The organism is Kocuria sp. WN036 (assembly GCF_002287015.1).
In the GTDB taxonomy this organism is placed as follows: domain Bacteria; phylum Actinomycetota; class Actinomycetes; order Actinomycetales; family Micrococcaceae; genus Kocuria; species Kocuria rosea.
Genome location: NZ_NSKF01000046.1, coordinates 1 through 12194, shown reverse-complemented (window position 1 = coordinate 12194; position 12194 = coordinate 1). Strand labels below are relative to the sequence as shown.

The window sequence follows — 12194 nt, the reverse complement described above, 5'->3', positions numbered from 1 at the left end:
CGGAAGTGGTCGGGCTCCGGCCAGTTGAACGCCCGGCCGTGGCTGACGAGGATCTTCTGCTCCTTGAGCAGGTCGAGGGCGAACTTCTCGTCGTCGACGATGTTGAACTTCTCCACGTCGAGCTTGGGGAACAGGTACAGGGCGCCGTCGGCCTGCCGGCAGGACACGCCGTCGATCTCGTTGAGCCGCCGGTGGGCGAGGTCGCGCTGGGCCTTGAGCCGCCCGCCCGGGAGGATGAGGTCGTTGATCGACTGGTAGCCGCCGAGCGCGGTCTGGATCGCGTGCTGGGCCGGGACGTTGGCGCACATGCGCATGTTGGCGAGCAGCTTGATGCCCTCGATGAAGCTCTCGGCCTTCCAGTTGGGCCCGGTGATCGCCAGCCACCCGGCGCGGTACCCGGCCACCCGGTAGGCCTTGGAGAGCCCGGAGAAGGTCAGGCACAGCACGTCCTCGCCGGTGAGGGTCGCGGTGTTGATCATCTCGGCGTCGTCGTAGGTGATCTTCTCGTAGATCTCGTCCGAGAACAGGATCAGCTCGTGCTCGGCGGCGAGGTCCACGATGGTCTGCAGCACCTCGCGGGAGTAGACCGCGCCGGTGGGGTTGTTCGGGTTGATGATCACGATGCCCTTGGTGTTGGGGGTGATCTTCGCCGCGAGGTCCTCGAGGTCCGGGTTCCAGTCGTTGTCCTCGTCGCACCGGTAGTGCACGGGGGTGCCGCCGGACAGGGCCACCGACGCCGTCCACAGCGGGTAGTCGGGGGACGGGATGAGGATCTCGTCGCCCGGGTTGCACAGCGCCTGCAGCGTCATGGTGATGAGCTCGGAGACGCCGTTGCCCAGGTAGACGTCGTCGGTGTCGAGGTTCATGATCCCGCGCGTCTGGTAGTACTGCACCACGGCTGTGCGTGCCGAGTAGATGCCGCGGGAGTCCGAGTAGCCCTGCGCGTTGGGCAGGTTCTTGATCATGTCCACGAGGATCGCGTCGGGTGCCTCGAAGCCGAACGGCGCGGGGTTGCCGATGTTGAGCTTGAGGATCCGGTGGCCCTCCGCCTCCATGTGCTCCGCCTGCTCCAGCACGGGGCCGCGGATGTCGTAGAGGACGTTCTTGAGCTTGTCGGACTGCTTCACCACTGACATGCGGTACACCTTACCCCCGGGGTGCACGCCGTCCGGGGCACCCGTCGGTGCGCCGATCAGGTGTCGTCGCCGCCCTCGAGCCAGTACCGCGCGGCCTCCTCGGGCGTGTACGGGTCGCGGGCGGAGGTCATCCGGGTCATCAGCACGAGGTCCTCGGTGCCGATCTGCGCGGAGACCCCGTCGACGACGTCCGCGGCGGCGTCCGGCAGGTCCTCGGCCGCCACGGGGACCACCCGCTGCGGGACGAAGTTGTTGAGCGGGTCGGCCAGGACCACGAGGGCGTTGTCCTCGATGGCGGGCGAGGCCGTGAACAGGGCCGCGGCCTGCACCCGGTCCTCGAGCAGCGCGTCCACGAGGTCGTCCTGGTCGCCGAACGGCACGAACCTGCCGGGCACGCACTCGTAGGCGTCCTCCAGTCCCTCCGGGCCGTAGGAGCGGCCCGCGAAGTCGAGGTCGGTGCCCAGCGCCAGCTCGTCGCACACCGGGCCCAGGTCCTCCAGGTCGGTGAGCTCGTGCTCCACGGCGGTCGGCCGGGTCACGACGACCGCCACCGTGTTCTCCGCCGGGGCCGGCTCGAGGGTCCGCAGGCCCTCGGGCAGCACGTCCTGCACCCCGGCCAGCACGTCGTCGTCGTCCGCGCGCTCCTCCCCCAGTCCCAGCAGCTCGGAGAGGTCCTCGGCGAGCCCGCCGTCCTCGGCGTCCGGGGACGGCGTGGGGGTGGGCGTCGCCTCGCCCGTGGGCGCCGCGGAGGCCGGGCCCACCGGCGCCCGGCCGCGCAGGTGCAGGTAGAGGTTGCCGGAGTAGTCCGCGGCGACCTCCACCTCCCCCCGCTCGAGGGCCCCGAGGTAGTCGGCGCGCTCGGTCCCGGCGTCGACCACGCTCGCGTCGAAGCCGGCCTCCCGCAGCCGCCCGGCGTAGACGTGGGCGAGCACGGCCGTCTGCCCGGTGGGTCCCGCCGCGATCCGGACCGGCTCCGCGGCGGGGGACGCCGCGGTGGCCGGCGGCTGCTCCGGGGCCCCGCCGCCGCACCCGGTGAGCGCGGCGACGGCGAGCAGGCCCGCGGCGGCGCCACGGCGGCTCACCGGCCCTCCCCCGGTCCCGCGGTGCCCGCAGGGCCCGTGGCCACGAGCCCGGCCAGCTCGAGGCCCACGGGCACGAGGCCGACCAGGGGCAGCTGCGGCAGCGCCGCCAGGGGGAACCAGCGGGCCTCGTCGGAGGAGCCGTCCTGCTCCGAGGTGAGCGTCCCGCCGGTGATGTGGGCACGGTAGATCACGCGCAGGGCGTGGAAGGGCCGGTCCCGGCCGTCCAGCCGCTCGCCGGCGTCCATGTGGCGGCTGTGCACGCCGAGCAGCTCGTCGAGCTCCACGGTGAAGCCGGTCTCCTCGTGCACCTCCCGCAGCGCGGTCTGCGCGGGCTGCTCCCCGATCTCCATGCCACCGCCGGGCAGGCTCCACGCCCCCCGCAGCGTGGGGTGGCGCGGGTTCCAGTGGCTGAGCAGCACCGCCCCGTCCTGGACGATCACGGCGTAGGCACCCACCCGGGTGTCCATGGGGAAACTCATGCCCCCCATTCTAGGAACGCCCGGGGCGGGGCGCCGACAGCGCGCGCGGCGGGCGGGCCGGTGGATCGGCCCCCGGGGATAATGGGCGCGTGAGCATCGTCGACAACGCCGTCTACCGGGGCGGACAGCGCATCGCGTCCCCCGCCACGCTCGAGGAGACCTACCGGCTGCTCGCCCGGCTGCGGACCGAGGACCCCCGCTGCACCGAGGCCGGGGAGCACTGCGTCCTCGTCTGGATCGGCCTGTACCGGCCCTCCGCGGACGAGCTCGACTCCCTGGCCGAGCAGTTCGGCCTGCACGAGCTCGCCGTGGAGGACATCCGGCAGGCCGAGCAGCGGCCCAAGCTCGACCGCTACGGGAGCACCCTGTTCACGGTGCTGCGCCCCGCCGTCTACCAGGACGCCACCGAGACGGTCGACTTCGGGGAGATCCACATCGTCACGGGACCCGGCTTCGTGATCACCGTCCGGCAGTCCGAGCACGGGCGGGTCGGGCGGGTCCGGACCCGGGTGGAGTCGCAGCCCGCCCTGCTGGTGACCGGTGCGGAGGCCGTGCTCTACGCGGTGCTCGACCAGACCGTGGACGATTACTACCCGGTGGTCGAGGGGCTCGAGAACGACATCGACGAGATCTCGGACGCCCTGTACTCCGGCTCCGGGGACGGCGTCGTCTCCCGGCGCATCTACCAGCTCACCCGGGAGGTCAGCGCGTTCCACCGGGCGGTCGCCCCGCTGGAGCTGGAGCTGCGGCAGTTCCTCGAGGAGCTCGCCGGGGCCGGCGCGCCCCGGGAGCTGCAGCACGTCCTGCGGGACGTCCTGGACCACCTGATCTTCGTCAACAACAAGGTCGAGTCCTTCCAGGCGTCCCTCACCAACGCCCTCATGCTGGACTCCACGCAGCTCGCCGCCCGGCAGAACGAGGCCGCGATCGAGCAGAACGAGCAGATGAAGCGGATCTCCTCCTGGGCGGCGATCCTGTTCGCGCCCTCGATCATCGGTTCCGTGTACGGGATGAACTTCAGGTTCATGCCGGAGCTGTCCTGGGTGTGGGGCTACCCCATGGCGCTGGGGCTGATGCTCGTGACGGGCGTGGTGCTCTACGTCGTGTTCCGGTTCAAACGGTGGCTGTGACCGCCGCGGTCACTGCTGCCCGCGCTCGCGGCGGGCGGAGTCGGACAGGCCCCGGCGGTTGCGCAGCACCCGCTTGAGCACCCACCACGCGATCAGGACCGCCACGGTGACGACCACGATCCGGGAGAAGATCCCGGCGTACTGCTCGGCGACGTGCCAGTTCTCGCCCAGGTAGAACCCGGCGAGCACGAAGATGGTGTTCCAGATCAGGGACCCCGCCGTGGTGAGCAGGACGAACGCGCTGAACGACATCCGCTCGATGCCGGCGGGGACCGAGATCAGCGACCGGAAGACGGGGATCATGCGCCCGAAGAAGACGGCGGCCTTCCCGTGCCGCTCGAACCACGCCTCGGTGCGGTCGAGGTCGTGCAGGTCGACCAGGGGCATCCGGTCCACGATCGCCCGCAGCCGGCGGCGGCCGAGCGCGGCACCGATCCAGTAGAGGGCCACGGCGCCGACCACCGAGCCCAGGGTCGTCCAGAAGATCGCCCCGCCGAGCGAGAAGCTGCCCTGGCTCGCGGTGAACCCGGCCAGCGGGAGGATCACCTCGGACGGCAGCGGCGGGAAGAGGTTCTCGAGCGCGACGAGCAGACCGGCGCCAGGAGCGCCGATGGCCTCCATGACGTCGACGGCCCAGCCGGCGACCCCGCCCAGCGTCTCGGCGCCGGAGTCCTGGGCCCCGGTGATCCGGGCGGCCAGGACGGCCGCGTCCGGGGCGGCGGTGAGGTCGGGGGCGGCGGTCGGGGCGGGGCTGGGTGCAGTCATGGGTCCTCGGCGGTGGGCGGGGCGGGGCGGGGCCCGGCGGGTGCGACCACCATTGTGCCCGACGCACCTCCGGGTCGGCTGGACGGCTGACGGGTCGCGGACGTCGTTGGTTACGCTTCCTCCATGCTCCTCCCTGCCCCCCTCCTGATGTCCACCCCCGTGCCGGCCCTGGACCCGGTGTGGGAGTTCTGGCTCGACAAGCCGCTGCGGATCCTCCTGGTGCTGCTCGGCGCCTCGATCCTGGCCGCCGTGGTGCGGCTGCTGATCCGCCGGGTCACCGGGGGGATCGCGAAGGGCACCCGGTCGCGGATCGTGCGCCGGATGGAGCGGGGCAGGCCGCGCTGGGTCGAGGACGCGGGACTGGCCGGCGCGCGGCAGTCCCAGCGCGCCCACACCATCGGCTCGGTGCTCTCGTCCGTGGGGACGGTGGTGATCTGGGCCGTGGCCCTGGTGATGATCATCTCGGAGCTCGACTACGACATCGGCCCGGTCCTGGCCTCCGCCGGCATCGCCGGGGTGGCCCTGAGCTTCGGGGCGCAGTCCCTCGTGAAGGACTACCTGTCCGGGATCTTCATGGTCGCCGAGGACCAGCTCGGCATCGGGGACGTCGTCGACCTCGGCGAGGCGAGCGGGACCGTGGAGTCCGTGGGGCTGCGCGTGACCCAGGTCCGGGACGTCAACGGCACCCTGTGGCACGTGCGCAACGGGGAGATCCTGCGCGTGGGCAACCAGTCCCAGGGCTGGGCCCGCTGCGTGCTGGACCTGCCGGTGCCCTACGACACGAACATCGAGCTGGTCACGGAGCTGATCCTGCACGAGGCGGGGCTGCTGCGGGACGACCCGAAGGTCGGCGAGTACATCACCGAGGACCCGGAGGTGTGGGGCGTGGAGGCCGTGACCGGGGAGTCCGTCACCGTGCGCGTGGCCGTCCGCACGGTCCCCCTCAAGCAGTGGGACGTGGCCCGGGCGCTGCGGCTGCGGATCAAGAAGATGCTCGACCGCGAGGGCCTGCACGTGCCCCTGCTGAACCAGACCGTGATCCGGCAGGCCGAGGCCGGGGTCGCGGCGCCCGGTCCGCCGGAGACGGGACAGGTCCGGTCGGTCCGGCGCGATGTGCCAGGATCGGACGCATGAGCATCGTCAAGATCAACGCCATCACCGTCCCGGCCGACTCCGGCGACGAGCTCGGCCGGCGCTTCGCCGCCCACAGCGGCACCATGGCCGGGGTCACGGGCTTCGAGGGCTTCGAGCTGCTGCGGCCCACGGACGGGCGCACGCAGTGGCTCGTGCTCACCCGGTGGGCCGACGAGGACTCCTACGACGCCTGGCGGTCCTCGCAGGACTTCGCCCGGTCCCACGGCGGCCCCGCCGGGGAGGGCGAGCGCCCCCGGCCCGTGGGCACCGCCTCGGAGCTGTGGTCCTACACGGTGGCCGTCGAGCAGCAGTCCCCCGGACTGCAGTAGGCGCCCTCAGCGCCGGCCACGGCCGCCGGACCGGCGGCCGCCCTTGGGCCCGCCGCGACCGGACCGCGCCCCGCCCCGGGGCGCGCCCGCCCGCCGCGCCCCCTGCGGGGGCTGTCCCCCACGGCGCGACGACGGGGCCCGTGCCGGACCCGCCTTGGCGGCCGGCCGGTCCTCCGCGGCCGGGGACGCCGGTGCGGCAGCACCCCGGGAGCTGTTGAGCCCCCTGCCGCGGACGACGCCCACGAAGTCCTGCACGAGCTCCTCCTGCTCCTCCGGCAGGTCCTGCGGCCACACCAGCGCCACGGGGACCGTGGCGGCATCGGGCACCACACGGTGGACGAGGTCCTTGCGGTGGTGCAGCCGGGCGAGCGACATGGGCACGACGACCAGCCCCAGGCCCGCGGCGACGAGCTCGACGGCGTCCCGGGCGTGGCGCATCGGGGGCAGCGGCGCGTCCGCGGCGACAGCCTCCGGGGAGCGCAGCCGGTGGCGCTCGGGGAGGGTCGCCGGCTCCTGCAGCAGCACCTCGTCCACGAGCTCCGCGACCGGCACCTCGTCGAGCAGGGTCAGCTCGTGGTCCCGGGGCAGCACCACGACCTGCTGCTCCGCGTAGAGCTCCACCGCCCGGTACTCCTCGCGCAGCGTGGCGAGGTCGTCGACCCCGGGGCGCGGGTGCGCGGGCAGCCGCACGAAGCACGCGTGGGCGCGCCCCGCTCCCAGCTCCTCCTCCCACGCGTCCGTCTCGAGCGGGCGCTCGGCGAGGACGCGGCCGGGGTTGCGGTCCCGCCACCGGAAGAACCACTTGCCGGGCATCACGCCGGGGACGAAGGCGACCGCCAGGTCTGCCGTCTCGCCGGCCTCGTCGGCTGCGGGGTCGTGGGGTCCGGGCGCGTCGTCCATGCCGGTCAATCTACCCACTGCCGGCCCTGCTCCCCGACCACCGGCGGGAACCGCCCCGGACGCGCCGGGCGCCCGAGATGCGAAACCGGCGCGGGATGTATACGATGGAACGGTTGCTCCGGGGCTATAGCTCAGTTGGTAGAGCGTTTCGTTCGCAATGAAAAGGTCAGGGGTTCGATTCCCCTTAGCTCCACCGGAGGCGAAGGCCCCCGCTCGGCACAACGCCGGACGGGGGCCGTCGTCGTGCGGGCCGGGAGCCGCTCGCTAGTTCCCGTAGAGGACGTGCTCGAAGTTCCACCCGTTGCCGATCCTGCGCCCGGTGCCGTTGTTGGCCCAGCGCGGCGTGCCGTTGTTGCGCCCCTCGTGGCGGTACCAGAACAGGTCTCCGTCGAACGCCACCGCGTAGACGATCCCGCCTCCGCCGCCGAAGACGTGGGCGAAGTCCCACCCGCTGCCGACCTTGCGCCCGCGTCCGTTGTTGGCCCAGCGCGCCGTGCCGTCGCCGCGTCCCTCGTGGCGGTACCACAGCAGGTCCCCGTCGTGCTCCACCGCGTAGATGATCCCGTCGCCGCCGGCGAAGACGTGGGCGAAGTCCCACCCGTTGCCGATCTTGCGCCCGCGTCCGTTGTTGGCCCAGCGCGGCGTGCCGTTGCTGCGCCCCTCGTGGCGGTACCAGAAAAGGTCACCGTTGCCCTGCACCGCGTAGAGGACCCCGGCGCCGCCGGAGAAGACGTGGGTGAAGTCCCACCCGCTGCCGACCTTGCGCCCGCGGCCCCGGTTGGCCCAGCGCGCCGTGCCGTCGGCCGCGCCCTCGTGGCGGTACCACAGGAGGTCCCCGTCGTGCTCGACCCCGTAGACGACCCCGGCGCCGCCGGCGAAGACGTGGGCGAAGTCCCACCCGCTGCCGACCTTGCGCCCGGTGCCGTTGTTGGCCCAGCGCGGCGTGCCGTTGCTGCGGCCCTCGTGGCGGTACCACAGCAGGTCCTTGTCGTCCTCGACCCCGTAGATGACGCCGTTGGTGCTGGGTGCGGCGGCAGCCGTCGTCGGAACGGCCCCGACGGCGACGGCGGAGGCCACTGCGGTGCCGGCCGCCAGCAGTCCGCGGCGGGACATCACCAGGGAGATCCCGGACGGGGTCGGCCCGTCCGGCTGGGTGTGCTCGGTCATCACGCACTCCTCGGGTGCTGGAAGCCGTCCCGGCGGCCGTCCTCACCGGCCGACCGGGCAGTCGAGTCCGGGCCGGGAAACGCGCGAGAACGCGAACGGCCCGTCGACTGCGACCATCGTCCCCCCGTCCCCGTGACCCGGGCATGACTACTGCGACGGAACCGGACAGGCCGGCCCCGGCCGCCCGCCGCCCCGGGTGCAGACGGGGCAGAGGCTGCTCCGGCAGGGCTCAGGCGGGTCGTGGCGCGCCCCGCCGGAGTCTCTCGGGAGGCGTCCGCGCGGTGGCGTCCGGAGCGCCGCTCAGGCGAGGTCCTCCCGCAGCTGGGACAGGAGCACCCCCACCACGTCCGTCCCGCCGTCGGTCCCGGCCCGCAGGCGGAGGACCTCGGCGCCGTGCAGCGCCCCCACGGCGTAGCGGTCCGCACCGGAGCGCCCGAGGGCGGCCGCCGTGCCCGCGAGCCACCGCTCCACCACCGCGGCGTCCATGATCCGGCCCAGCTCGTCCTGGTAGTCCTCCGCGTCCCGGGCCGCGCGCCGCAGCTGCTTGCCCGGCCGGTGCCCGGTCCGGCCGAGGACGGCGTCGACGTAGCGCACGCGCTTGACGGCCTTGCGGACATCGTGCAGGTGCTCCAGCTGCCCCTCGCCGCCCGGGCCACCGGCCAGCTCCGCCTCGGCCACGCGCACCACCTTCCGCAGGGCCCGGTGCACCACTGCGTCGGCGACCTCACGCCCCGAGAGCCGGGTGCACTCCTCGGTCAGCGGCGGACGGGCGGCGAAGTCCTGGACGTCCGCCAGGAGCCGCAGGTGCTCCTGGCCCGTGACGTGCCGGCGCACCTTCGCGGCCGCCGTCCGTGCCTCCTCCTCGGCCCGCTGCCGCAGGCTCTCTGCCGCGGCCGGCCCCACCCGCCCCTCGAGCGCCTCCACGCGCCCGGCCAGCAGCTCCGCCGTGACCTCGGCGTCCCGGGCCGCGGACAGCGTCCGGGCGAGCTCCCGCAGCCGGGCGTCCAGCTCCTCCGCCGCCGCGCCGTCGAAGAACGGCTTGGCCGCCCTCAGCACGCTGCGCAGGGAACGGGAAGTCACGCGCATCTGGTGCACCGCGTCCGGGACGTCGAGGCGGACCCTGAAGTCCCAGAGCACCAGCTGTTCGGCGAGCTCCCCGAGCACCTCGCGCAGCACGTCCGGCCCGCCCGCCGGCTTCCCCTTCCTTCCCGCCTTGTTCTTGTTCTTCTTGTTCTTCTTGTTCTTCGTGCCGCTCCCGGCCTTCTTGCCGCTCCTGCCCTCCGGCTGCTTCTCGTCCTGCTTCCGGCCGGGCCCCGCCGGGGCGTCGTCGTCCTCGCCGAGCGCGCGGGCGATCTTCGCCCGGGAGGTGGACGGCTTCCCGCCGGCCGCGAAGACCACGGCCTCGACCGCGGCGAAGATCTGTTCCTGGCGCACCTCGGGCACCGTGCCGTCGAGGAGCTCGACCTCCCACTCCGACCAGGACCGCGCCGTTCCCGTGCGCTCGTCGACGGCGTCCACGACGTCCACGGCGAGCTCCGCGACCGCCGCCCCCGTGCTGTCGCTGATCCGGTGCACCTGCCGCACGGTGCGGAGGGTCGCCACCGGCCGCAGCTCCTGTCCCCCGGTCAGCCCGGCGAGGAGGTTCCGCACGGACGCGGGCATCCGGTCCGGGGTGCGCAGCAGCGGCACCTGCAGCTCGTGGCGTCCGTCCGCGCCCTGGAACTTCACGTGCCACCCGTCGTCGGCCCCGCCCCGGCGGCGGCGCAGCGCGACCAGGCGCCGCCCCAGGGCCATGTCCTCGGTGTCGTGGTAGACGGCCTCCATGCGGTGCTCCACGGGCTCGGCCGAGACGGTGCACCCCTCCAGCGTGCTCCAGTCCACCCGGGCCTCGGCGCCCTCCGGGAACTCGTACTTGCGCTCGACCTCGCGGTGGGCGACGGCGGTCATGGGTGTCCTCCTGGTCGGGGCCACCGGCCGCCGGAACCGGCGGCCGGCCGTTGCGGCGATGATACCGGGGCCGTGCACGGCCCCCGGGGACGCGAACCGCCGCGCGCCCCGGTGGGGGCGCGCGGCGGTTCGTGCGGCCCGGTCGACCGGGCCGGCTGGTGCGTGCGCTCAGGCGCGGCGGCGCTTGAGGACGTCGTCGAGGTCGAGGGCGGCGCGGCCCTGCTCCTCGCCCGTGCGCACGGCGTCCTTGAGGCTCGCGGAGCGGGCGGCGGGCTGCTCCGGCACCGGCAGCGGCTCCGGCTCCGGGCGCTGGACCACGGGCGCCTCGGCGTAGGTCGGACGCGGCACGGGCACCGGCTCCCACGTCCGGGCCGCGGCGGCCGGTGCGGACTCTCGGGCCACGCGGAGCGCCTCGGCCCGCAGCTCCTCGACCGTGAAGGCGGCGGGTGCGGGCATCCGGGGCTGCTCCTCGGGGGTGGGCAGGTCGAGGTCCTCAGCCGTCCGGCGCGACTGCTCGCGGACCTCCTCCGCCACGACGTGCTCGTTGTCGAACAGGGCGACGTCCTCGCGGGGGGCGTGCGGCTCCGCATCCGCCTCCGGCGCCCGGACCGCGGGGCGCGACGCACGGCGGGCGGCCCGGTCCTGGACGGCCAGGTAGCGCAGGGACAGGACGGAGCCGACGCCGAGCAGCAGCAGGAAGACGGGCCACGGCCAGCTCACCGCGGCGGAGAACGGTGCGACCACGGCGGTGACGAGTGCGGCCAGGAGGGCGGCGCACCCGGCGAGGAGGATCACGGCGCGGTCCCGCCTGATGCGCAGGTGCCCTCTGCCGGTGCGTCCGGGGTCGCCGTCGGCGGGCCGGGGGACGGTGTCGGTGGTCGCCATGATGTTCCTTCGTCGGCGGGACGCGGGTGGGGGCTGCTCGATCGGCGCGGGGAGACCGTCGGGGCCGGCCGTCTCGGCCGGCGCCTCGACGGGGAGCTCCCGGCGGCGCTGCAGTCGCGGCGCGACCCAGAACAGCGACAGCGCGCACACCACGGCCAGCACGGCCGAGCTGCTCACCCAGATCATGGTCGCGGTCCTGCCTTCGTGGTCGCCGGATCGAGCGGACGGGGGACGCCGGCGCGCTGCGCCGGCGTGTCCGGGGCCCGGGCTCGGGCCGTGAGGAACAGCCTACTACCGCGGGGGCGCGCCTGTGGGTATCCCTGTGGACACGCCCGGCCGGGTCACTGCCACACGGCGGGGCGGTCCGATCCCGTGAACCGGCGGACGAGTCCCTCGGGCGCCTCCGGCGCGGTGAGCGCGAAGCTGCGGTGGTCCGTCCAGCGCCCGTCGATGTGCAGGAAGTCCTTGCGCAGCCCCTCGTCCCGGAACCCGAGCTTCTCCACCACCCGCAGGGACTTGGTGTTCTCCGGCCGGATGTTGATCTCGATCCGGTGCAGCCCGAGGCCCTGGAAGCAGTAGTCGGTGGCCATGGCCACCGCCATGGGGGCCACGCCGCGTCCCGCCTGGTCCCGGTCCACCCAGTACCCCAGGGTCGCGGACAGGAACGACCCCCACGAGATCCCGGAGACGGTCAGCTGGCCGACGAGACCGAACCGCTCCGTCCCCGGGACCCGCTCCGTGATGAGGAAGGGCAGCGCCGTGCCCTGCCGGGCCTGCTGGTCGAGGGTGCGCACGAACTGCCCGAACGTGGGCGGGGCCCCGCCGGGTGCGGGGTTCGTGGCCTCCCACGGGTCGAGCCAGTCCCGGTTGCGGGCGCGCACGACGTCCCACTCCCGGCGGTCCCCCCGGGCCAGCGGACGCAGCCGGAGGTCCCCCCAGGAGACGGTGACGGGCCACCGGAACTGTCCGGCCACGGGAGCGCGGTCTCTCAGCCGACCGGCAGGGTCCGGGTGTACTCCCTGAGCCACTCGCACAGCTCGGGCCCGAGGTCCTCGCGCTCCGAGGCCAGGATGATGTTGGCCTTGAGGTAGCTGAGCTTGTCGCCGGTGTCGTAGCGACGGCCCTTGAAGACCACCCCGTACACCCCGCCGCCCTCGCCCTCGCGCTGGGCGAGGGTCTGCAGCGCGTCGGTGAGCTGGATCTCGTTGCCGCGCCCGGGGGCGGTGTTCTCCAGCACCTC

12 protein-coding genes, 1 tRNA gene and 1 pseudogene are annotated in these 12194 nt (G+C 73.9%); 4 read left to right on the top strand and 10 right to left on the bottom strand.

Annotated elements, in window-relative coordinates:
- The 3 genes from CK505_RS17425 to CK505_RS18610 form a co-directional block, all read right to left on the bottom strand.
- The coding region (locus tag CK505_RS17425; RefSeq protein ID WP_095651861.1) for a pyridoxal phosphate-dependent aminotransferase at positions 1-1136 on the bottom strand (1136 nt) is incomplete at its 3' end.
- A 56-nt stretch (positions 1137-1192) separates the two neighbouring features.
- A complete protein-coding gene (locus CK505_RS17420; RefSeq protein WP_017833372.1) occupies positions 1193-2218 on the bottom strand; it encodes a glycine betaine ABC transporter substrate-binding protein in 1026 nt (341 codons plus the stop codon).
- Complete coding sequence (locus tag CK505_RS18610) at positions 2215-2697, bottom strand: NUDIX hydrolase (protein WP_229588023.1); 483 nt, start codon at positions 2695-2697, stop codon at positions 2215-2217. Before CK505_RS18610 ends, CK505_RS17420 begins: the two co-directional genes overlap by 4 nt.
- A gap of 89 nt (positions 2698-2786) precedes the next feature.
- Here CK505_RS18610 and CK505_RS17410 point away from each other — a divergent pair, with 89 nt between their 5' ends.
- Positions 2787-3827, top strand: a complete 1041-nt coding sequence (locus CK505_RS17410) for a magnesium and cobalt transport protein CorA (RefSeq protein WP_017833370.1) — start codon at positions 2787-2789, stop codon at positions 3825-3827.
- Positions 3828-3836: 9 nt separating this feature from the next.
- Here the strand turns inward: CK505_RS17410 and CK505_RS17405 are convergent, their stop codons facing one another.
- A complete protein-coding gene (locus CK505_RS17405) occupies positions 3837-4448 on the bottom strand; it encodes a DedA family protein (protein ID WP_109222061.1) in 612 nt (203 codons plus the stop codon).
- 267 nt (positions 4449-4715) lie between these two features.
- On the opposite strand from CK505_RS17405, the gene CK505_RS17400 reads away from it, so the two are divergent.
- Positions 4716-5726, top strand: coding sequence for a mechanosensitive ion channel family protein (locus tag CK505_RS17400; RefSeq protein ID WP_017833368.1), 1011 nt, complete (start codon positions 4716-4718; stop codon positions 5724-5726).
- Positions 5723-6055: an antibiotic biosynthesis monooxygenase gene (locus CK505_RS17395; protein ID WP_095651859.1), complete on the top strand. Its 333-nt coding sequence runs from the start codon at positions 5723-5725 to the stop codon at positions 6053-6055. The genes CK505_RS17400 and CK505_RS17395 overlap by 4 nt, the downstream gene beginning before the upstream one ends.
- A gap of 6 nt (positions 6056-6061) precedes the next feature.
- On the opposite strand, the gene CK505_RS17390 is transcribed toward CK505_RS17395, so the two are convergent.
- Entirely contained in the window at positions 6062-6955 is an 894-nt protein-coding gene (locus CK505_RS17390; protein ID WP_095651858.1) for a LysR family transcriptional regulator substrate-binding protein, read from the bottom strand.
- Between the two features lie 120 nt (positions 6956-7075).
- On the opposite strand from CK505_RS17390, the gene CK505_RS17385 reads away from it, so the two are divergent.
- Positions 7076-7148: transfer RNA gene (locus CK505_RS17385), tRNA-Ala, on the top strand.
- A 71-nt stretch (positions 7149-7219) separates the two neighbouring features.
- Here CK505_RS17385 and CK505_RS17380 read toward each other — a convergent pair.
- The 5 genes and pseudogenes from CK505_RS17380 to CK505_RS17360 all read right to left on the bottom strand — a co-directional run.
- Positions 7220-8122, bottom strand: coding sequence for a tachylectin-related carbohydrate-binding protein (locus CK505_RS17380; protein ID WP_095651857.1), 903 nt, complete (start codon positions 8120-8122; stop codon positions 7220-7222).
- Between the two features lie 300 nt (positions 8123-8422).
- Positions 8423-10069, bottom strand: coding sequence for a CYTH and CHAD domain-containing protein (locus tag CK505_RS17375; protein WP_095651856.1), 1647 nt, complete (start codon positions 10067-10069; stop codon positions 8423-8425).
- Positions 10070-10237: 168 nt separating this feature from the next.
- Entirely contained in the window at positions 10238-11140 is a 903-nt protein-coding gene (locus CK505_RS18605; protein WP_255219672.1) for a hypothetical protein, read from the bottom strand.
- A 155-nt stretch (positions 11141-11295) separates the two neighbouring features.
- Positions 11296-11928, bottom strand: coding sequence for a GNAT family N-acetyltransferase (locus CK505_RS17365; RefSeq protein WP_017833362.1), 633 nt, complete (start codon positions 11926-11928; stop codon positions 11296-11298).
- 14 nt (positions 11929-11942) lie between these two features.
- Positions 11943-12194, bottom strand: a pseudogene (locus tag CK505_RS17360) (UTP--glucose-1-phosphate uridylyltransferase); the annotation flags it as partial.

Coding starts and splice junctions, on each gene's coding strand:
- CK505_RS18610 (WP_229588023.1), bottom strand. CDS start 2,697: ATGAGTTTCCCCATGGACACCCGGGTGGGTGCCTACGCCGTGATCGTC.
- CK505_RS17405 (WP_109222061.1), bottom strand. CDS start 4,448: ATGGAGGCCATCGGCGCTCCTGGCGCCGGTCTGCTCGTCGCGCTCGAG.
- CK505_RS17400 (WP_017833368.1), top strand. CDS start 4,716: ATGCTCCTCCCTGCCCCCCTCCTGATGTCCACCCCCGTGCCGGCCCTG.
- CK505_RS17395 (WP_095651859.1), top strand. CDS start 5,723: ATGAGCATCGTCAAGATCAACGCCATCACCGTCCCGGCCGACTCCGGC.
- CK505_RS17390 (WP_095651858.1), bottom strand. CDS start 6,955: ATGGACGACGCGCCCGGACCCCACGACCCCGCAGCCGACGAGGCCGGC.
- CK505_RS17380 (WP_095651857.1), bottom strand. CDS start 8,122: ATGACCGAGCACACCCAGCCGGACGGGCCGACCCCGTCCGGGATCTCC.
- CK505_RS17375 (WP_095651856.1), bottom strand. CDS start 10,069: ATGACCGCCGTCGCCCACCGCGAGGTCGAGCGCAAGTACGAGTTCCCG.
- CK505_RS18605 (WP_255219672.1), bottom strand. CDS start 11,140: ATGATCTGGGTGAGCAGCTCGGCCGTGCTGGCCGTGGTGTGCGCGCTG.